At 72.9% G+C, this 19,211-nt stretch carries 18 protein-coding genes; 4 read left to right on the top strand and 14 right to left on the bottom strand.

Going from position 1 to position 19,211, the window contains the following annotated elements; genetic code table 11:
* Positions 1 to 75 precede the first annotated feature (75 nt).
* The 10 genes from ABT403_RS25225 to ABT403_RS25180 form a co-directional block, all read right to left on the bottom strand.
* The gene (locus ABT403_RS25225) at positions 76 to 585 is read right to left on the bottom strand and encodes a RidA family protein (protein ID WP_344158397.1); all 510 of its coding nucleotides are present in this window, start codon (positions 583 to 585) and stop codon (positions 76 to 78) included.
* Positions 586 to 695: 110 nt separating this feature from the next.
* Positions 696 to 1,787: a zeta toxin family protein gene (locus tag ABT403_RS25220; protein ID WP_351649892.1), complete on the bottom strand. Its 1,092-nt coding sequence runs from the start codon at positions 1,785 to 1,787 to the stop codon at positions 696 to 698.
* A 38-nt stretch (positions 1,788 to 1,825) separates the two neighbouring features.
* Positions 1,826 to 2,071, bottom strand: coding sequence for a hypothetical protein (locus ABT403_RS25215; protein WP_344158401.1), 246 nt, complete (start codon positions 2,069 to 2,071; stop codon positions 1,826 to 1,828).
* A 77-nt stretch (positions 2,072 to 2,148) separates the two neighbouring features.
* Entirely contained in the window at positions 2,149 to 2,970 is an 822-nt protein-coding gene (locus tag ABT403_RS25210; protein WP_344158403.1) for a peptidoglycan recognition protein family protein, read from the bottom strand.
* A gap of 267 nt (positions 2,971 to 3,237) precedes the next feature.
* A complete protein-coding gene (locus ABT403_RS25205) occupies positions 3,238 to 3,450 on the bottom strand; it encodes a hypothetical protein (protein ID WP_344158405.1) in 213 nt (70 codons plus the stop codon).
* A complete protein-coding gene (locus tag ABT403_RS25200) occupies positions 3,447 to 3,854 on the bottom strand; it encodes a hypothetical protein (protein ID WP_344158407.1) in 408 nt (135 codons plus the stop codon). Before ABT403_RS25200 ends, ABT403_RS25205 begins: the two co-directional genes overlap by 4 nt.
* A 126-nt stretch (positions 3,855 to 3,980) precedes the next feature.
* Positions 3,981 to 5,435 carry a sensor histidine kinase gene (locus ABT403_RS25195; protein ID WP_344158409.1) on the bottom strand — a complete coding sequence of 485 codons (1,455 nt, stop codon included), beginning with the start codon at positions 5,433 to 5,435 and terminating at the stop codon, positions 3,981 to 3,983.
* A complete protein-coding gene (locus ABT403_RS25190) occupies positions 5,432 to 6,133 on the bottom strand; it encodes a response regulator transcription factor (RefSeq protein ID WP_344158411.1) in 702 nt (233 codons plus the stop codon). The genes ABT403_RS25195 and ABT403_RS25190 overlap by 4 nt, the downstream gene beginning before the upstream one ends.
* 89 nt (positions 6,134 to 6,222) lie before the next feature.
* Positions 6,223 to 8,556, bottom strand: coding sequence for a M9 family metallopeptidase (locus ABT403_RS25185; RefSeq protein ID WP_344158413.1), 2,334 nt, complete (start codon positions 8,554 to 8,556; stop codon positions 6,223 to 6,225).
* Between the two features lie 206 nt (positions 8,557 to 8,762).
* Complete coding sequence (locus ABT403_RS25180) at positions 8,763 to 9,872, bottom strand: PP2C family protein-serine/threonine phosphatase (RefSeq protein WP_344158415.1); 1,110 nt, start codon at positions 9,870 to 9,872, stop codon at positions 8,763 to 8,765.
* A 158-nt stretch (positions 9,873 to 10,030) separates the two neighbouring features.
* Here ABT403_RS25180 and ABT403_RS25175 point away from each other — a divergent pair, with 158 nt between their 5' ends.
* The 3 genes from ABT403_RS25175 (at position 10,031) to ABT403_RS25165 (ending at position 13,562) form a co-directional block, all read left to right on the top strand.
* Positions 10,031 to 11,212 carry a CopD family protein gene (locus tag ABT403_RS25175; protein WP_344158417.1) on the top strand — a complete coding sequence of 394 codons (1,182 nt, stop codon included), beginning with the start codon at positions 10,031 to 10,033 and terminating at the stop codon, positions 11,210 to 11,212.
* Positions 11,213 to 11,330: 118 nt separating this feature from the next.
* Positions 11,331 to 12,209 carry a hypothetical protein gene (locus ABT403_RS25170; RefSeq protein WP_344158419.1) on the top strand — a complete coding sequence of 293 codons (879 nt, stop codon included), beginning with the start codon at positions 11,331 to 11,333 and terminating at the stop codon, positions 12,207 to 12,209.
* Positions 12,210 to 13,082: 873 nt separating this feature from the next.
* Positions 13,083 to 13,562 carry a ricin-type beta-trefoil lectin domain protein gene (locus ABT403_RS25165; protein WP_344158421.1) on the top strand — a complete coding sequence of 160 codons (480 nt, stop codon included), beginning with the start codon at positions 13,083 to 13,085 and terminating at the stop codon, positions 13,560 to 13,562.
* 56 nt (positions 13,563 to 13,618) lie between these two features.
* Here the strand turns inward: ABT403_RS25165 and ABT403_RS25160 are convergent, their stop codons facing one another.
* Positions 13,619 to 14,428, bottom strand: a complete 810-nt coding sequence (locus ABT403_RS25160; protein WP_344158423.1) for a peptidoglycan-binding protein — start codon at positions 14,426 to 14,428, stop codon at positions 13,619 to 13,621.
* 174 nt (positions 14,429 to 14,602) lie between these two features.
* Positions 14,603 to 15,265 carry a deoxynucleoside kinase gene (locus ABT403_RS25155; RefSeq protein ID WP_344158425.1) on the bottom strand — a complete coding sequence of 221 codons (663 nt, stop codon included), beginning with the start codon at positions 15,263 to 15,265 and terminating at the stop codon, positions 14,603 to 14,605.
* A gap of 221 nt (positions 15,266 to 15,486) precedes the next feature.
* Here ABT403_RS25155 and ABT403_RS25150 point away from each other — a divergent pair, with 221 nt between their 5' ends.
* Positions 15,487 to 16,374: a hypothetical protein gene (locus ABT403_RS25150; protein WP_344158427.1), complete on the top strand. Its 888-nt coding sequence runs from the start codon at positions 15,487 to 15,489 to the stop codon at positions 16,372 to 16,374.
* Between the two features lie 65 nt (positions 16,375 to 16,439).
* Here the strand turns inward: ABT403_RS25150 and ABT403_RS25145 are convergent, their stop codons facing one another.
* The gene (locus ABT403_RS25145) at positions 16,440 to 17,861 is read right to left on the bottom strand and encodes a purine-cytosine permease family protein (RefSeq protein WP_344158429.1); all 1,422 of its coding nucleotides are present in this window, start codon (positions 17,859 to 17,861) and stop codon (positions 16,440 to 16,442) included.
* 239 nt (positions 17,862 to 18,100) lie between these two features.
* Positions 18,101 to 19,153, bottom strand: a complete 1,053-nt coding sequence (locus ABT403_RS25140; protein WP_344158431.1) for a YncE family protein — start codon at positions 19,151 to 19,153, stop codon at positions 18,101 to 18,103.
* Between the last annotated feature and the right edge of the window lie 58 nt (positions 19,154 to 19,211).

Raw genomic sequence — 19,211 nt, 5'->3', positions numbered from 1 at the left:
GGGGGGGGGCCGGCCCCCCCGGCGGGGGGCCGGGGGCCGGGCCCCCCCCCCGCCCCCTCGGCCGGGGTGCTCCGGTCAGGAGCGGGGCTTCGCCAGAGCGACGGCCTCGATCTCCACCAGCTGGTCGGGGAAGGCCAGGTCGGAGACGCCGAGGATGGTGTCGGTCGTGCGGTGGTTGCCGTTGTACTCCTTGTGGAGCCGCGCGGCCGTGTCGAAGTTCTTGCGCAGGTCCTTCGTGTAGATCTTCATGCTGATGATCTGGCTGCGCGGGATCCGGTAGTGCGCCAGGACCTTGTCGAGGTTGGCGAACGAGGTGCGCACCTGCTTCTCGAAGTCGCCGACCCCCACGATGTTCCCCGCCGCGTCATGCGACAGCTGGCCCGAGATGTAGATCGTGTCTCCCGCTCTGATGGCCTGCGAGTACCCGTAGGAGTCCTCCCACGGCACCCCGAACCCGAAGTGGTCCCAGCCCCGGCGTCCCTGGTCCTGCGCACTGGCTCCCTGCGGACCCGCGAAAGTGATCATCGCGGCCGCCAACGCTGCCACCACGGCGGTGATGCCGAACCTGCGCCCTGACTTCGCCATTCCCTTTGTCCTTTCGTCCCAGTGGAGCCTGTGGAGTCGAAGATTCCACCCAAAGGACGAGAACTCCTCGAACGGGAACGGATTCGGCGTGGAGCGTCCGCCCGGGCGCGTCACATACCGACCCCCGGACCGCGCGAGGGCCCGGGTCCGGCGGCGGGCGGCGGCGGCGCGGAGCCCACCCCGCCCGGAGAACGGACCAGCGGGGAGCGGAGGTTCACGCCGGTCAGGAACTCCGCGCCCCGGCCGACCCGCACCGTGGTGTCCCCCTGCCGGAAGCCCGGGCCCGCCGCACCCGGACCGGCGACCTCCGGCCCCGGCCGCGCCCCCGGACCGAAATCGCCCCGGTCGGTGGTGATCAGCCCGGTGGCCAGGCCCTGTTCCGCGAGCTTCTCGGCGTTCTCCCGGCCGACGGAGTAGCCGCGCCCCGTCACACTGTCCGCGTAGAGGCCCCTGATGAAGCCCTCGGGCGCCATGCGTCCGCCGTACCAGTCGCGTCCCGCGTCGAACTCGCGGCGGCCGGCCGCCCAGCGGTCGGCGTTCTGCTGGAGGCACTGCTCCTCGGGCACCTCCACGGACAGCAGCACGCGCTTGTCGTAGCCCTCCCGCTGAAGGTCCGTCAGGAGGTTCGAGGTCCACCCCAGGGCCCGCAGGGACTGGTCGTACAGCAGGTTGTAGCCCTCACCGCGGGCCCACCGCTCGACGACGTTCTGGATGTGGCCCGACTCCCGGTGCACCAGCGAGGCCTTCTCCGACGGCGACAGCGGCCGCCCGTCGGACAGGCGGTCGTGGGCCTCCGGCATCTGCGGCGCGCCGCCCAGCTCGAAGAGCGCGACCTTGAACTCGTCCGGATCGAGGACCACGTAGTCGTCGAGGTCCACGCCGTGCACCCGGCGCAACTCCTCACCGAGCGCGGAATCCTGTGCCTGCCACCCCGACAGGTTCCGCTGGGCCCTGCCCTTGCCCGACCCCGGCGCCCCGCCCGTGAACAGCACGGCATGGCCGTCCCGCGGCTTGCCCGCGCACCGGCTCCTGAACCGGTCGATCAGCGCGTCGTGCAGCAGCGCCCGGCCGGGCGTCCACAGCCCCCCCGGCCGGTGCTGGTTCGCGGTGTCGAACTCCCCGTCCACCGCGAGGTCTCCGCCGGGGCCCATGCGCTGCTGGAGCTCCCGGTAGAGCGGCTCGTATTCCCCCGTCACGGGCACGTCTGCTTCCCTTTCCGCTCGACTTCGACCCTCTGGACTCAGAACCCGCGCAGGCGCAGACGTTCCCGGATCACCTCGACGTCGGCGGGCGTGAGCCGCCCGAGCGCACGGGCCTGGTCCACCACGGCCAGGGTGTTGTCCTGGTGCGTCGGCGCCGTGTGGGCCGGATCGAACCACTCCTCCTCGAACTCCCAGGCGGCGATGGCCGCGAGGGCCTCGTCACGGGGGATCTCACCGGCCGCGTAGCGGTCGATGTAGTCGCGCAGCGATGGCCTGCCGGTCATGACGGGGCCCTCTCTTCTCGGTCGTCACCTCGAACGTTCGAGGTGATCATGCCAAAGCCCCGGGGCCGGGCGCGGCGTCAGCGGCCCCGGAGCGGGTCGAGGAGCCCCGCCGGGAGGTATTCCGGGAGGGATCCGGCGGCCGGGCCGGCGGACCAGCCCCCGGGCAGGCGCACGGGCCAGCGCGGCAGCGCCACGGGCCGGCCGCTCCCCAGCCGGCGGGCCACGTCCTGGCGCAGCTGCGGCAGCATCGCGTAGAGCCGGTCGCCGGGGCAGGCGGTGTTGTTGAAATCCCGGTGCCCGTAGATCTCGGACGGGGAGACGTCGTACTGGCGGCAGACGTGGGCGCACAGGTCGGCGAGGGCGGAGAACTGCGCCGCGGGAGGCGCCTCGCTCGTGTAGGTGCCCTCGTTCTCGATGCCGATGGCCACGCTGTTCTGCCCCACGCAGTGGGCGCCCCGCACCAGCCGGTCCCCGGCGTCCAGAGCGGCCAGACTGTGGTGGCGGCCCTCCAGGACGAAGGCGCCCCGGCTGACGGTGAAGTGCTGACCGGTGTCGATCCAGCCCTGCGCGTCCATGTGGTACGTCTGGATGGCCCGGGCGAGCGCGTGGGCCCGCTCCCGCGAGTAGTCGCTCACGTTGGCCGAGGCGGTGTGGTGCACGATGATCCGCTCGGGGCGGGTGTCGAGGACCACCACCTCCTCGGACGCCTCGCGGGCACCCCAGCCGTCGCAGTCGGTGATCCGGGGCCCCGTGGCCCCGTCCCGCCTCCCGGACCTCCCGGAGCCGGTGGCGGCGCGGGCCGCCCCGGAGGCGGCGGCGGGCAGGACGGTGGCGGCTCCGAGCGCGAGCGCGGCGGAGAACACGTCGCGGCGGGAGAGCCGGGAGGGATGGGACGTCATGGAGCCGCCTGTTCCGGTGGGGGTGGGGTGGGCAACCATCGAAGGGGAGCCCGCCGCACAAGGCACGCAGGCGCTCCGAGGGCTACTCCGTTGGATCTCTTCCGGAGCCAAACGAGCGTCCCGGCCGACAGGTTGCGCCGCCCGGGCGGGTGCCGGGCCGCCGCACCCCGGGCCGGGCCGTTCCCCGCGTACGCCGAAGGCCCGCCCGGCGTACGTCGAAGGCCCGCCCGGTCGGGCCGGGCGGGCCTGCGAGAGGTGCGGGGAGGGTCAGTTGTTCTGCGAGGCGTCCGTCTCCGCCTGCGCGGCCGCGCCGTCGGCGGCGTCCAGCTTCGCTTGCATGCCGGCGGCACCGCCGTCGACACCCGCCGACTGCTCCGCCTTGGGGTGGGCCTCCTTGCCGCCCCCGCACCCGGTCAGCAGCAGGACCGCCCCGGCGGCGAGGGCGACGAGTGCGGCGGCGCCGCGACGGCCGGAGCTCACTTGGACCCCTGCGCGGCGCACCAGGTGGAGACGGACTTCAGGTCCGCCTGGCGCTTCTGGAGGGTCGGCACCAGGCCCTTGCGGAATGTCAGGCGGTCGTTCAGGTACGTCTGGACCTCCGTGTGGCCGGCGTTCTTGGCCTCCGTGACGCGCTGCTCCAGCCGGGCGATCGAGCCCGCGACGGTGGCGTCGCCGTTCAGCCGGGTCAGGGCGGCGCCGATCCGGGCCTCGGTTTTCGGCAGGCGCTTGCAGATCCCCTTCGCGCCGTCGCTCTTCGGCGCGGACTTCGCGGACGCGGCGGGGCTCGGCGAGGTGCCGTCGGCCTGGGCCGGGCCGGCCGACAGCAGCGCACCGGCCAGGGCGACGGCGCCGATCGCGGCGGCGGTCCTACGGTTCGCGAGCATGGTGGTATCCCCTTCGGTGCGACGGGCCGACGCGTGGGCGCGCCTGCCGGACAGGACGCTAGGGACCGTTTTTGTGGATTCCTTGTGACCGCGCGGGCCGCCCCCGCCCCCGCCCCCGCAGCCGCCTCAGCCGTCGCGGGAGATCCAGTCGCGCCGCGCGGGCAGCAGCCGCAGCGTCGGTTCCCCGTCCGAGACCAGCGGCAGTCGCACCTCGAAACGCGCCCCCGCCCCGCCCGGGGCGTCGCCCACGCCGACCGTGCCCCGGTGCAGCGCGGCCTGCTGGGCCACCAGCGTCAGCCCGAGGCCCGAACCGGGGCTGCCGGGCCGGTGCTGGAAGCGGAGGAAGACGGACTCGCGTTCGGCGGACGGCACACCGGGCCCCTCGTCGTCCACCGTCAGCACGGCGAAGGCGCCCTCGGCACGCAGCCGGACCCGGACCCGGGACGGCTCGCCCGGCCCGTGCCCGTGCACCACGGCGTTGCGCAGCAGGTTGTCCAGCATGATCTTCAGACCGGCCTCCCAGCCGAAGACCCGCAGCTCCGCCGGGAGCTCCGCCTCCAGTTCGAGCACCTCCCCGCCGTGCCGCCGCTTCGCCTCGCCGGCGGCCGCGTCCACCACCTCGCACAGGTCGAGCGGGGCGAAGGCGGAGACCTCCACCAGGTCGCCGAGCGCGAGCATCCGCAGCGCGCCGAGCAGTTCGAGCAGCCGGGCGTGGTCCTCGCGCAGGTCCCGCACCACCTCGGCCCGTTCGGCGGGGGAGAGGTCGGGGTGGGCGGCGAGCACGTCCAGGTCCGTCCGCATGCTCATCAGCGGGGTGCGCAGCTCGTGCGAGGCGGCGGAGGAGAAGGACCGGGCGGTCTCCAGGGCCTGCCCGGTCCGCGCCGCCTGCTCGTCGTAGCGGGTCAGGAGCTGGCCGATGGCCGCGGACAGCTCGTCCACCTCGGCGATCCCCGCCGGCGGCCCGGCGAAGGCCGCCGCCCCGGCGGCCGGGTCGAGCCCGGCGGCCCGTCGGCTCAGCCGTCGTACGGAGGCGGTCGCGCGCGCCGCCAGCCCGTACGCCAGCAGCCCCGACACCGGGGCGGCCAGCAGGGCCACCAGCAGGACCCGCCGCCGCACCGAGGCGACCTGCGGATCGGCCGCCGAAGCCGGCGTGTACACCCACAGGTTCCCCGGCACGGCCCCCGGCACCGGCACGCTCAGCACCCGCCAGGCGTGGCCCTTGGCGCGCACGGTGACCGGCCCGTCCGGGGTGCGGTCGGGCAGCCGCACCGCCGCGTCGGGCTGCGGGCCCCCTTCCAGCACGGTCGTCCCGTCCGCGCCGCGCACCCGGATCCCCGCGTCGAGGGCGTCGCCGAGCACCTTGCGGTGCTGGTTCTGCTCGGCCTTGGGCCGGCCGCCGCGGTCGGCGGCCAGCAGGGCCCGTACGTCCGGCAGGACGGCCGAGGCCCGGTCCTGGAGCCGCGCGTCCTGCTGCTGGCGCAGGTCCCGGCTGACCAGCCCGAGCACCAGCAGCCCGGCGGCCAGCACCAGCAGCGGCATGACCACGGTGACCGAGACCGCGATCCGGGTGGCGAGCTTCACGGCCGGCCCCCCGCGTCGGGCACGCGCAGGACGAACCCGACGCCGCGCACCGTGTGGATCAGCCGGGGGCGCCCGCCCTCCTCCAGTTTGCGGCGCAGGTAGCTGACGAAGGTGTCGACGGCGTCGGTGCGGACCTCGAAGTCGTAACCCCACACTCGTTCCAGCAGCTGGTCGCGGGTCAGGACGAGGCCCGCGTTGCGCACCAGGGCGGCGAGCAGTTCGAACTCCCGCCGGGTGAGGTGGACCTCGGTCCCGCCGTTGCGCACCTGGCGGGTCGCCTGGTCCATCTCCAGCGGTCCCGCCCGCAGCACGTCGCGGCCGCCGCGCGCCGGGCTGCGCCGCAGCAGGGCGTGCAGGCGCAGGACCAGTTCCTCCAGGGCGAAGGGTTTGACGAGGTAGTCGTCGGCGCCGGCCTGGAGCCCGGCGACCCGGTCGGCGAGCTCGTCGAGGGCCGACAGCATCAGGACGGGGGTCTCGTCACCCCGGGCGCGCAGGCTCCGGCACACCTCCGTGCCGGTCAGCCCCGGCATGGACACGTCCAGGACGAGCACGTCGGGGGTCCGGGCGTCCGCCTGGGCGAGGGCCGAGGGCCCGTCCTCGGCGAGGACCACGGTGAACCCGCTCAGCCGCAGGCCGCGCTCCAGGGACCGCCGGATGGCGGCGTCGTCGTCCGCCACGAGCACCACTGCCCTGTTCATGCCGCCTCCCGCGCCCGCCGCGTGTCCGAACCGGGCCCGACCCTCTCACAGCCGTACCGCCGGGGCCTGACCGGCCCCGGCGGCAGGGCTCACCGGGTCTGCGTGGACAGGCTCACGCCGCCGAAGTCCTGTGCGGCGGCGAGGCTGAAGTACACCCAGCCGGACGGCGGGTTGTCGATCGTCAGGGTCTCGGCGTTGCCGGCGCCCGCGGACTTGGCCTGGTAGGCGCTCGTGGTGGCCCAGGCGCCGCCGTTGTAGTACAGGTCGGCGTTGCCGGTGCCGCCGCCGCTGGTGATGGTCAGCTGCTTGACTCCGGCCGGCAGGTAAACGAAGTGGTAGCTGTAGTTGCCGGCGGCGGCCGTGAGACCGTCCCGGCGGCAGTTCGCGTCGAACGCGCGGGGGTCGGCTCCGGTGCAGAGCGGGGCGGCGGGGGCCTGCGGCAGCGGGCCGCAGCCGTCGGTCGCGCAGGTGGTCGTCAGCCAGGCGGCGAAGCCGGCGTCGTAGTTCGTGCCGATGGTCTGCTTCAGGAAGGCGCGGGCGCCGTTCCAGTCGCCGGCGCGGTACTTGCCGAGCACGGTCTCCACGTCGGCGCGGTGCTGCTGGAGCATGTAGCGGACGGCGAGGAAGCCCCAGCGGTAGACCCGGTTGGAGGTGACGGCGGGGTCCGGGTCCTGGCCGTAGACGGTGTCGAACAGCTCACTGAGCTTGTAGGTCCGCTTTCCGGCCTCGGCGATCGCGTCGGTGTTGCGCTGGTCGCGGTAGCCGTACGAGATGTTCTCCGCGATGCCCTCGACCCACCAGACGGTCGGCGTGGTCATACCGGCCTCGAAGTCGCCGGCCATGTCGTAGCGGCCGTCGAGGTAGTGGGTGTACTCGTGGTTGAGGTTCCAGATCTGGAAGGACGGGCGCAGCCAGTCGGCCTCGTGGGCGATGAAGCGCGCCTGGTTGCCGGGGGCGGCGGGGTTGCCCTCCTCGTACATGCCGCCGTTGTCGACGTCGATGTCGTAGACGGCCCAGGCGTACAGCGCGTACTGGGAGTAGTCGTCGAAGACGACCACCTCCAGGTTGGTGTTCTGGTCGCCGGGGATCGCGCCCTTGTCGCCGATGATCCGGTGGAAGTAGGCGTCCTCGCCGACCAGGCTGGTGCAGGTGCTCTCCAGCTGGCCGGGGGACATGTCCTGGGCGCGGATCTTCAGGCCCGGGGTGCAGGTGTGCTGGATCGGCAGGACCGAGGGCAGGACGCGGGTGCCCAGGTCGCAGATGGCGTAGGCCGCGCAGTTGCCCTTGTCGTACTGGCGGGTGTACCAGCCCAGGTTCATGGTGAGGGGGGCGGTGGGGCCGACGTTCGGGTAGCGGTTGATCAGGTCCTTGAGCAGCGGCCGGACCCGGTCCTTGAGCTCGGGGACGTCCAGCGCGTAGCCGAGGTAGCGGCCGACGTTGCTGACGACGTCCAGGCGGTTGAGCTGGGCGCCGTTGCGGGTGATGAAGCCCGCCCAGGTGTCGAGGAGGGACGGATCGGCCTTGAGGGCGGCCCGCCAGCCGCGGTCGTCGGCCTTGGCCTTGAAGCCGTTCTGGACGACCCATTCGACGTGCTGCATGGCGAGGTCCATCTGCGCGGGCCACGTGCCGTCGTAGCCGCCGAGCAGCCACTTGACCACGCCGGCGTAGCGGCCGGCCGTGTGGGTGCTGTCGATCAGCGTGACGACCTCGTTGAGGATCGCGCCGTTGGCGTCGGTGACGTCCTTGCTGCGCGGGGAGGCGAAGAAGGCGTCCAGGGCCCCGCGGGCGGCGGTGTCCAGGGCCGGGCCGTAGGCGCCGACGGTGTCCGCGTTGTTGTCCTGGACGTAGTAGCCGGCGCGCAGGAACAGCACCAGCTGCCCGACGGCGGCGCTGTTGTCGCCGGTGTAGCCGGCGGAGGCGTCGCGCAGCGCGTCGGCGACGGTCACCATCTGGGGTTCGCGGAAGGCCTTGCGCGCGTTGTCGCCGGTGAGGCCGAACAGGGGGTAGGTACAGGTGATCTGCGGGAGGGCCTTGAGCTGCTGGACCAGGGCCGCGCCGGTGGCGTTGATCACGCCGGAGAGGTCGCCGCAGGCGTCCGCGGCGGCGGACGGGGACTGCTTGTCGGCTTTGTCGGTCTTGAGGGGCTTGACGGCCGGGGCCGGGGGCGGGGCGCTCTCCTCGGCCGCGTCCAGCGGGGAGATGTGCCGGCGGGAGGTGCTCCGCAGGGCGTCGGGCGACCTGGGAACCGGGATGGACCGCGGGGCCGGGGCCGTCGTGCCGTGCGCCCGCGCACCGGCCGGCGCGGTGGCGGCGCCGGAGGCGGCCTGGCTCGGTGGTGTGAACAGGCCGAGCGCGATGAAGACGGCGGCGCCGAGCGCCGGGAGTCTGCGCGCGCCGGCCTTCGATATCCGGAAGGGATGCATCTGCGGGGGCCTCCGGGGCCGTTGTGGCCACGTGTGGGGACACGGGCTGTTGACATGTGACATGTAAAATTGCACATGTTGCAACACTCCGGAAGGGTTCGCGCGGGATCAATGGCCGTCACGGGGAAAAGTCGCCCGGCGCTTGAAGGCCGGCGCCCGGCACTCGGGGTCAGCGGCGCCTCGGGGTCAGCGGCAGGCGCGGGCGCTCACGCGGACTCCGGCCCCCGGGGCTCGCCCAGCCGTACGGCGAGGGCGGCGATGTCGTCGTCGAGGTCTCCCCTGCTGTGGCGCAGGAGGTCGTGGTGCAGGGCCGTGAGCAGGGCGCGGGGCGGGGTCGGCGGCTGGCGGCGCATCCATGCGGCCAGCGGGAAGAAGGCGCCGTCGCGGGCGCGGGTCTCGGCGATCCCGTCGGTGTAGAGCAGCAGCAGGTCGCCGGGGGCGAAGTCGAAGGTGTCGACCGTGTAGTGATCGCCGATCAGTTCCGCGAGGCTGAGCAGCGGCGAGGGGGCCGCGGATTCGAGGACGCGCAGGTCCCCGTGGTTGAGGAGCATCGGCGGCGGGTGGCCGCAGTTGAGGATGTCGATGCGGCGGCCCTCGTGCGGGATCTCGGCCAGCAGGGCGGTGGCGAAGCGCTCGGTGGACCCGTCGGGGGAGAAGGCGGCGTTGTACCGGGTGCTGCTGGCGTCCAGCCGGCGGGCGACGTCGACCATGTCCCTCTCGTCGTAGGCCGCCTCCCGGAAGGCGTTGACGATGGCGGCGGCGGCCCCGACGGCCGGCAGGCCCTTGCCCCGCACGTCGCCGATGAGCAGCCTGACCCCGTACGGGGTGTCGACGACCTCGTAGAAGTCCCCGCCGATGCGGGCCTCCGCCGCGGCCGCGAGGTACAGCGACTCGATCTCGATGTTCCCGAGGCGGCGCGGCAGAGGGCTCAGCACCACCTGCTGCGCGGCCTCGGCGACGAGCCTCACCTGGAAGAGGGTGCGCTCGCGCTGGAGGCGCAGGTGGCTGCCGTAGGCGGCGGCCACGGTGACCGCGATGATCCCGGCGGCCGTCCACCACGTCCCCAGGTCGGGGAAGACCAGGCTGAGGCCGATCATCAGGATGAGGCAGACCGTGCCGAGCAGGATGGTGGGGAGGACCGGCCACATGGCGGCGGCCAGGGCCGGGGCCGCGGGCAGGAGACGGCTGAAGGCCAGCTCCGGGGGAGTGGCGTAGGCCAGGCCGGCGATCACGATGGTCAGGAAGACCGGCGACAGCCGCACGAGCCACCCCCGGCCGTAGCGCAGACGGGGCCGCAGCCGTCCAGACTCGATCACATTTCCCAGAATATCTTTGCGATCCGGACATAGCGCCCCGGCGGGCGGCTCGGCCCCCCGGTCCCGGCGCGGACGGTGCGTCACAAATTGATGAAGGATGAACAATTGGAAGCCGAAGAGTAAGGGTAGGGTCACCTAACTAAGGCTAGGCTCCCCTTATGAACCCCCTGCTGCTGGCCGCCGACGCGGCCGGATACACCACGCCCCCCACCTGGCGGATCCTGACGAAGACCGGATACTTCGTCGGCCTGAGCGGCGCCATCGGCGCCACCGTCACCTACGCCACCACCGTGCGCCCCTCCCTCAGGGGAGCCCGGAGTGCGGGCGATCCCGGGGACGCCGTGGTGCTGAGGTCCAGATCGGCGGCCTGCCTGGCCTGGGCGGGACTGGTGCTGCTGCTCGCCGGTTACTTCCAGCTGGCCGGCCGCGTCGCCCGCGCCGGAAAGGGCATGGCCTTCGGCGACGCGCTCGCCCCGGGCGCGATCATGGACTTCCTGCGGGCCCCCGCCGCCAAGGGGGCCTGGATCGCCCAGGGCGACCTCTACATCGTCCAGAACCTGGTCCTCCTCGTCACGGCGGCCGCACTGCTCGCCCTGTCCGCCCCGCCCGTCCGCCGCCACGTGGACCGCATCGCCCTCGCGGCGCTGCCGGGGGCCCTCGCCATCACCCTGATCGGCGCCGTCCCCGCCACCACCCCGGCCGACCTCGACCGCTGGCTCGATCTCCTGCTGAACCAGGTCCACATCGTCTCCGGCTCCGTCTGGCTCGGCGGTCTCGTCCTGCTCGTCGCCCTCGCCGGCACCCGCGCGCGCCTCGGCGACGGCGCCGGCGCGCTGTGGGCCGACATGTGGCGCCGGTTCAGCCTGGTCGCCCTGGTCTGCGTCGGCGCCGTCCTCCTCTCCGGGCTCTGGCTCAGCTGGAAGCACGTCGGCGCGGTCTCCCAGCTGTGGACCACCGGCTACGGCCTCGCCCTGCTCGTGAAGCTCCTCCTCGTCCTCGGCCTCGTCGCCGCCGGGGCCTTCAACCAGTTCTGGCTCATGCCCCGCATCGCCCGGGCCCGCCGCGCCGACGAGACCGCCTCCCTGCGCCATCTGACCCTGCGTCACTTTCCGCTGGTCGTCTGGGGCGAGGTGGTCCTCGGGCTCGCGGTCCTGGCGGTCGTACCGTTCCTCGCCGGCTCCGCCCGCGCCGAGGCGGGCAGCCCGAAGGCCGTGTCCTCCGGCAGCCTCTTCGCCGCCGGAGCGGCGATGGCCCTCGCCCTCGCCGTCTCCCTGTACGCCACGGCCAAGGCGTCCGACGCCCTGTCGCGCCGCGCGCCGGCCTCCTCGGTGCCGGCCTGACGGACCCCGGCCGCGCGAGCGGGAATTTATTGAACGCGTTCAGCCCGGCTGGCAGAATGGATCCACGCCGCCCGGCCGGGCGGACGCGTTCGCCGCACCGTGGCGCGAGGGGGTGACCGTGCGTCAGACACGGTCGTACGGACGGATGCTGGTGGTCTCGACGCTGGTCGGCTGCCTGGAGGTCGCGCTCGCCGTCGTGGTGGTCCTCCTCTACGTCCGGACACAGCCGCCGCCGGACACCCCGGTCGACCACTCCGCCCTGGCGGCGGGCCTGCTCTCGTTCGGTGTGATCACCGGCGTGGTCGCGTTCCTCCTCTCCGCGCTCTTCGTGCTGCCGGCGGTCGCGCTGGCCGGCCTGCCCCGCCGCCGGAGCGGCGGCCGGGAGGCGTGGTGGCGGGTGCCGCCGGCGGTGGCGGTGCTGGTGGCCCCGCCGGTCGTGGGCTTCGCCGCGTACAACCGGGTGGAGGCGCGGAGCGCGCTCCTGTTCTGGGCGGCGGCCACGGCGGCGCTCTCGGCGGGCGGCCTGGCCGCCCGGTCCCGGAACCCGGCACAGCTCCGGCGGGTGGCCACCTGGGGCTCGGCCCTGGTCGCCGGGACGGGACTGCTGGGCGCCCTCGGACTGGGCACCGGACTGCTGCCCGCGTACGAGCCGCCGTTGATCGGTCCCGCGACCATGCCCGGCACCTGGGTCGACCACACGGGCGGAACCCTCGTCTTCACCCCGGACGGCCGGGTCACGGCCTCCGGCGTCGGCGAACACGCCCCCGGCGACCCGCCCGACGGCCCGTCGCGCCGGTGCGCGGGCTCCGGCACCTGGACGTACGCGCCGGGACGGGACCCCCGGGCCCAGCGCGTGCGCGTCCTCGTACCGGGGTGTGCCTGGCCGCCCGAGTGGAGCGTCGGCGGCACCGGCAGCCGGCCCCGGATCGAACGGCCCCTCGGCTCCCCGGAGTCGGGGAAGCGGTACGGGCTGCGGAAGGCGACGGCCGGACCGTGACGGCCCCGTCGCGGTCCGGCCGACGCGCCCGCGGCCCCGGACCCCTCGCCGATTACGATGCCTGCCATCGACGGGGCCGGGCGGGACGGCGGGACGGAGGGGTACCGGTGAGCGGGTACGGCGGGGGCGGGTACGGGGGACCGGCGGGCGGCGTGGGCGGCCCGCCGCCCACGGGAGGACCCGCCCAGGGCGCCCCGCCACCACAGGGGTACCCGTACCAGGGCCCGCCGCAGGGGTACCCCCACCCTCAACTGCCGCCCCAGGGGCGCTCGTACGGCTACGGCCCGTACCCGCCGCCGCTCCCGCCCGTGCCCGCCGCGCCCTCCCGGGGCCGGAAGATCCTGTGGTGCCGCCGGTGCTGGCCGGCGCCCCCGTCACGGTCACGGCCCTCTCCTGGTGGGAGATGCGCCGCCTGCGCCGCCACCACGGACTCACCGTCCGGAGTGCGCTCGGGCGCTGACGGCCCGGCGGCCGGTGCGGCCACCGGAATTCCGCCAGCAAGCCGTGCGCGAATGCGCCACGATATCGGCCATCCGGAACGTTTCCGCAGTGCATATATCGCGGCGGGTGGCCGATTTTTAATTCAAGGCCGACCTGGCTTGAATTCGCCGACCTGGCCGGAGGGGCGCGGAGTTCACTTCACACTGCCTGTACGGTCTGCCTCTCGCCTGCTCGCAGCGGGGAAATCTCCGAGCCGAAGATCATCGGATCATCCGGGGACTACCTGGTTCGAGTGAATGGACTGTGCGCGATTATTTCTCGCCCGGCGACCGCTGGTACTAATTTCCCTGCGCCTGAATCCAGGCCGAATTACCCCGATTTCAGGCCGTGGCGTAAAAGCCGCCGGCCTGCATCGAGAATGGAATCGGCACCATGCGAATCGCCCTCCGCCAGACCCTCGCCCTCACCGCCCTGGCCGTGACCGCCGCCCTGCTGCCGACCGGTCAGGCGGGAGCGGCCGGCGCCGCCCAGCAGACCGCGCGGGTGCCCGGCCGGTACTGTCTCGCCAACGCCTGGGGGACCCCGAACATCTCCTCGAAGCCCTGCGACCCCGCCGACCAGGGCCAGCACTGGACCCTCTCGGGCCACCAGATCTCCCTGACCAACGCGCGCGGCTACTGTCTGGCCAACACCTGGGGGAGCGCGACCGTCTCCACCAAGCCGTGCAACCCCAACGACCAGGGGCAGTACTGGAACGTCTCGGGGCAGGCGATCTCCCTCAACTTCGCCCCGTCCTACTGCTTCGCCAACGCCTGGGGCACCCCCAACGTCTCCACCAAGCCGTGTGACACCAGTGACCCGGGCCAGCACTGGGTGATCTTCAACGACCAGATCAGCCTCGCGCTCGTCTGACGTCCCGAGCGCCCGTGCCCGGGGCGGTCGGCAGCGTCCCCGGGCACGGACCCGCGTCAGTCCTCGACGTGCGGGACCTGGAGCCGCGCCCAGGAGGCGGGGCCGGGAACGCCGTCGGCGTCGGAGCCGGTGTAGCCGAGCCGCCGCTGCCAGGCCCGGTAGGAGCGGACGTCGCCGGGACCCCACACGTCGGCGTCGGCCGAGCTCCGGTAGCGGTCGCAGCCGACGGCGACCAGGCGTTCGTGCAGGGCGGCGATGACCGGGCTGCGGCGGCCGTTGGTGAAGAACCCGGCGCCCGGGAAGGGCTCGTAGGACGTCGCGGGCGGGTCCCAGCGCCAGGAGGCGACGGCGGGGCCGCCGCGCGGATCGTCGGGGTCGGCGGTGGGCGGGCACTCCCCGTCGGGGTAGCGGGGCGCGAAGTAGCCCGTGACGTAGCTGCTGCGCCGCGGGTTGGAGTGCGACCAGACGCCGTTGCCCTGGCCGTGGTCCACGGATCCGGACTGGATGCTGTTGCCGCCCTTGGTGTACACGGTGTCCGCGTCGAAGCCGGTGACGATCTCCGTGTGGGCGCCGTCGCCGAAGTCGACCCAGGCGCCGACGGAGGGGTACGCGGACCACTGGCCGCGCGCCCTGGCCCAGGAGGCGAAGGCGCTCACGTTGTCGACCTTGGGCACGATCGCGTCAAGGCCGACGTCGTGGTACATGCACCAGTCGAATATCACGCACCAGGGGACGCCGTTCTCGCCGAACTCCTCGCCCCAGCGCGTGTAGTTGTCCCAGCCGTCGCGGCTGTTCCAGCCCTCGTAGACCTTCTCGGGTACGGACATCAGGTGGTCGGTGAGCTGCCGCCACCGGGGTGTGCTCATGACGGGTGCCTCCAGGCGCGACGGCGCTCCGGCCGCCGGTGTACCCGCCGTGAGGTATCCGGAGCCGTCGGTCATCCTGAGGTTCCCCGGAAAAGGGCGGCCCGATACCGCCCTGAACTGGTGAAACGATTCAGCCGAGCCGACGGGTCCCGGTTATCCGGAACGGCGCCCGCGTCAGGCCGCGCGCCCGCCCGCCGCCAGGGCTTCCTTGACCTCGCGCGCCACGCGGACCGCGTCCTCGGGGTTGTTCACCACGTCGGTGTCGTTCATGTCGATGACGAGGACCCTGCTGGCCGAGTAGTGCTTGTGCACCCAGTCGTCGTAGCCGGACCACAGGATCCGGTAGTACTCGACGAGGCCCTCGTCCTGCTCGAAATCGCGGCCGCGCAGCCCGATGCGGTGCAGCACCGTCTCGAAGTCCGCCTTGAGGTAGACCATGAGGTCGGGCGCCTTGCGGTACGGCAGGCCGTCGATCTCGCGCATCATCTCGTCGAGCAGGCCTTCGTACACCTGCATCTCCAGGGAGCTGATCCGGCCCAGGTCGTGGTTGACCTTGGCGAAGTACCAGTCCTCGTAGATGGAGCGGTCGAGGACGTTGTCGCCCTTCTTGTACGCCTCCTTGATGGAGGCGAACCGCGTCTGCAGGAAGTAGAGCTGGAGCAGGAAGGGGTAGCGCTTGGCCTGGATCTCCTCGGGGCTCGCCGTGTAGAAGAGCGGGAGGATCGGGTTGTCTTCCACGCTCTCGTAGAAGACCTCGCTGCCCAGCTCCTTGGCGATCAGTTCGGCGACGGTCGTCTTGCCGATCCCGATCATGCCTCCGACGCAGATCACTGCCATACCTCACTTCTCCCTGGGGGTCTTCTGTTCACGGGGCGCGCGGGGTGGGCGCCCCGTATCAGGGAGACGCCTGCCGGCGGCCGCTCGATTCCCCAGGATCTTCATGATCGGCGTCATGAGGCCGGTGTCCCTACCGGGCCCCGTGGCCGCTCTGAAGCATAAATGATCCTCGGACCGGGCTCGGCCAGGGCACCGGCCGGGCACCGGCTAGGGTCGATGTCATGAGCACGCGGAACCTGGTCGTCGAGTCCCTCCTGACGCGCATCGCCCGGCGGGAGGACCCCTGGCAGGCGGAGAAGGAGCTGAAGGAGCTCGGTCCCGAGGGGATCGCCGGCCTGGTGGACATCCGGCGCGGCGGTCCGGGCGTACTGCGCCGCCCCGCGCTGCGGGCGCTGGCGGTGCTCGGCGCCGGGGCGGCGCTGGCCGAACGGGACCGGCGGGCGCTGGAGCGCCTCGTACGGATCAAGCTGCCCGACGACCGGCCCCTCGACCACCTCTGCCCCTTCGTCTGGATCGCGGTGCCCGCCGCCGCGTACGAGGGTGTCTTCGAGGCCCTCGGGCTGCACGACCCGGTCCCGGCGACCATGGCGCTGGGCATGTCGGCGGTGGAGCACGACACGGCCGTCGTCACCGGCCCCGACGGCGGGGAGCGGACCGTCCTGCGGGCCTTCGTCACCCCCGAGTTCGCCGGCTGGCGGATGGTGTTCGGCGGGCCGGTGGACACCTGCGCCGAGGAGGAGGTGCTGGCCCGGGTCAGCGCGCACTGCGGGCAGGCGCACTACTACTTCCGCGACGGCTACGACGACGCCCACGCCTGGGCGATCGCCGAGGGCGGCCGGGTCCTGCGCTCCTTCCAGACCTACCGCGAACCGGCCTGGACGGGCGAGCCGATGCCCTGGGAGACGCCCTGGACGGAAGACGAGGACGCGGAACCCGGGCTGTACGAGCCCAACGCCTCGCTGGAGTCGAACGCCAACGAGGTGGCGGACGCGCTGACCGTCGACCCGGAGAGGATCGACGAGGACACCCCGATGAGCGGCCACGGCTGGCTGGCCTTCACCGCGCCCGGGGTGGGGAACCCGCCCTTCCCCGGCGTCCTGGACATCTGACGTCCGCCGCTGCCGGCGGACGCGGACGGGCCCGGCCCGGTGCGCCGGCGCGGCGGCGCACCGGGTCAGTCGCTCGTGTCCGCGGCCGGGTGGACGGTCGCGGCGGGCGGGTTCGCGGTGCGCCGTGCCCACAGCCAGTACAGGGCGGAGGTGATCAGCAGGCCGACGATCCACGAGACGTCCGCGCCGTCGAGCCGCTTGGTGATCGCTCCGGTGTAGAGCTTGGTGGCCAGGAACGGGACCTGTACGGCGATGCCGACGAGGTAGCAGGTCAGCGCGGCGGCGTTCCAGCGGCCGTAGCGGCCCTGCGGGTCGTAGAGGGCGGGGACGTCGACGCGTTCGCGCGAGATCAGGTAGTAGTCGACCAGATTGATCGCGCTCCACGGGGTAAACACCGTCAGGAGCAGCAGGACGAAGTTCTTGAAATTGCTCAGGAAGTCGTCGCTGGCGGCGAGCGCGATGACCATGGACACCGTGATGAAGCCGACGATGCAGGCGGCGCGGACGGCGGGCGAGACGTGCGAGCGGCGGTCGAAGGCGGTGACGGTGGTCAGGACCGACATGAAACCGCCGTACGCGTTCAGGCAGTTGACCGTGAGCTTGCCGACCACGATCACCAGGTGGATGAGGAACGCGAGGAACGCCGGGCCGGCCAGCTTCCCGAGGAAGCCCACCTGGTCGGGCAGGAACGCCTTGCCCGCGACGGCCGCCGTGAGCGCCCCGAGCGTCATGGCCCACTGGGATCCGATGACGGAGCCGGCGAAGGTGGACCAGAACGTCGCGCGGGTGCTGGTCTCGCGGGGCAGGTAGCGGGAGTAGTCGGCGACGTACGGGCCGAAGGTGAGCTGCCAGCCGGCCCCGAGGCCCACGGCGAGCAGGAAGGTGGCCGCCTCGAACCCCTTCTCGCCGACGTGCGCGCCGACGTCGTACTGGGTGAACACGCGCACCATCAGGTAGCCGAGGCCGAGCGCGCCCACGACGGTGGCGATGCGGCCCGCGAGGTGGATGAGGCGGTAGCCGGTCACGGCGACGACGGCGGTCAGCGCCCCGAACAGGAGGATCCCGGCCGACGTGCCGATGTGCAGCATCGCCGACAGCGCCTGCCCGGCCAGCACGCTGCCGGTCGCGGCGAAGCCGAGGTACATGAGGATCACCAGCAGCAGCGGCAGGACCGCCCCGTACACGCCGAACTGCGCCCGGCTGGAGATCATCTGCGGTACGCCCAGCCGCGGTCCCTGCGCGGAGTGCAGCGCCATGACGATGCCGCCGAGCACGTTGCCGAGGAGCAGCGCGGGTATCGCCCAGAGGGCGTCGGCGCCGAAGACGACGGACAGCGCGCCGTCGACTATGGCGGTGATCTGCATGTTCGCGCCGAACCACAGGGTGAACTGGCTGCGCGGCGTGCCGTGCCGTTCGTTCTCCGGGACCGCTTCGACGGTCCGCCTCTCCATCGCGAGTCGGTCCCCGACGGTGTGCTGTTCCGGCATGTGATGTCGCCTCTCCCCGCAGCAGTTGCGGCGCGGCACGATCTGCTCCGCCGCCGACCCAGGTGGTGCTGCGCCGAATCTGGCATGGGGTTCAACAAACATCAAGATCTTGAATGGCACGTTTCAGTGGGTGGATGCCGGCGGCCACCGGCTGTACGCCCGGGCGGCGTGCGCCCGTACCCCCGTCCCCGGCCGGCGCGTTCACCCGCTGGGCCGCGCAGGCCGGGGACGGCGTCCGGTCAGGCCGGACGGGGGACGTACGCCAGGCCGTGTGCGCCGGCTTCGCCGAGCTTGGCGATGTCCAGCCGGCCCAGGCGCTCCAGGCTGTCCAGGTCGATGACGTCGACGGTGGAGGAGACGACGCAGGACACGTAGCCGATCCGGCCGTCGGGAGAAGAGGAGATGGTCAGCGGGAAGAGCCCCACCTCCACCTCACCCAGCCGCTTGCGGGTGCCGGCGTCGAACACGGTCAGCAGCCCCGGCGCGTGGCGGCCGAGCCGCGCCCCCGGGTCGGCCGTCATGCGCAGCTCGCCCGCGAGGAGCTTGCCCGTCGACGTCAGGTGGACCGGCAGGATGACGTTCTCGGTGGGCAGGACGTCGACGACGGAGGCCGTCGCGGCGTCGATGACGCGGATGCCCGTGTCGGGCCCGGCCCCGGCGCCGGTGGAGAAGTCGCCGTAGGGCGCCGCGACGAAGGCGTGCGCACCGTCGGCGGAGACGGCGATGCCCTCACTGCCCGGGACCTCGACCTTGGCCGTGAGGACCCCCCGTTCGAGGTCCACGACGGAGACGAACGGGGCCTCCTTGTTGGTGGCGTACCCCGTCCGCCCCGCCGGGTCGATCACGAACCAGTGCGGGCCGGGGGCGTCCGTGTCGATCCGCCCCAGGGACCGGCGGGTGGCCGTGTCGATCACCACGACACCGCCGGGCCGGTCCTCGCCGGACTCCACGCTGACGTAGAGCCGCCCGCGCGCCGTGTCCAGCGCCAGCCCGTGCGGCCCGTGCTCCGGGGCGAGATCGACGATCTCGACGATGCGGCGGGTGTCGGGGTCAATGACGGCCAGCTCCGTGCGACGGCCGCCGTTCGCGTGGTAGTAGCCCGAGTGGTACGTCAGCGTGCACCACAGCAGCCGCTGTGTCGGGTCGTAGCACAACTCGTGCGGCTCGGACGGGACATGGACGTCGCCGAGGTGCCGGTCGGAGGCGGCGTCGAAGAACGAGACCGTCGGTCCGCTCTGACTGACGACGGCGAGCACGTCGCCTTCTCGGCCGGTACGGGGGGACTGCTGCACAGCGGCTCCTGGAACGGGGCGAAGGGTGGATGCCGCGCGGATTCGCGGGCGTCTCCAC

Origin of the sequence: Streptomyces sp. NPDC000075 (assembly GCF_040301925.1) — a bacterium.
Lineage (GTDB): Bacteria > Actinomycetota > Actinomycetes > Streptomycetales > Streptomycetaceae > Streptomyces > Streptomyces polychromogenes.
This window is presented reverse-complemented; position numbering and strand designations above follow the sequence as displayed.

Bases quoted from the DNA above. Each gene is read 5' to 3' on its own strand.
- ABT403_RS25225 (WP_344158397.1), bottom strand. From the start codon at position 585: ATGGCGAAGTCAGGGCGCAGGTTCGGCATCACCGCCGTGGTGGCAGCG.
- ABT403_RS25215 (WP_344158401.1), bottom strand. From the start codon at position 2,071: ATGACCGGCAGGCCATCGCTGCGCGACTACATCGACCGCTACGCGGCC.
- ABT403_RS25210 (WP_344158403.1), bottom strand. From the start codon at position 2,970: ATGACGTCCCATCCCTCCCGGCTCTCCCGCCGCGACGTGTTCTCCGCC.
- ABT403_RS25200 (WP_344158407.1), bottom strand. From the start codon at position 3,854: ATGCTCGCGAACCGTAGGACCGCCGCCGCGATCGGCGCCGTCGCCCTG.
- ABT403_RS25190 (WP_344158411.1), bottom strand. From the start codon at position 6,133: ATGAACAGGGCAGTGGTGCTCGTGGCGGACGACGACGCCGCCATCCGG.
- ABT403_RS25185 (WP_344158413.1), bottom strand. From the start codon at position 8,556: ATGCATCCCTTCCGGATATCGAAGGCCGGCGCGCGCAGACTCCCGGCG.
- ABT403_RS25175 (WP_344158417.1), top strand. From the start codon at position 10,031: ATGAACCCCCTGCTGCTGGCCGCCGACGCGGCCGGATACACCACGCCC.
- ABT403_RS25165 (WP_344158421.1), top strand. From the start codon at position 13,083: ATGCGAATCGCCCTCCGCCAGACCCTCGCCCTCACCGCCCTGGCCGTG.
- ABT403_RS25160 (WP_344158423.1), bottom strand. From the start codon at position 14,428: ATGAGCACACCCCGGTGGCGGCAGCTCACCGACCACCTGATGTCCGTA.
- ABT403_RS25155 (WP_344158425.1), bottom strand. From the start codon at position 15,265: ATGGCAGTGATCTGCGTCGGAGGCATGATCGGGATCGGCAAGACGACC.
- ABT403_RS25150 (WP_344158427.1), top strand. From the start codon at position 15,487: ATGAGCACGCGGAACCTGGTCGTCGAGTCCCTCCTGACGCGCATCGCC.
- ABT403_RS25145 (WP_344158429.1), bottom strand. From the start codon at position 17,861: ATGCCGGAACAGCACACCGTCGGGGACCGACTCGCGATGGAGAGGCGG.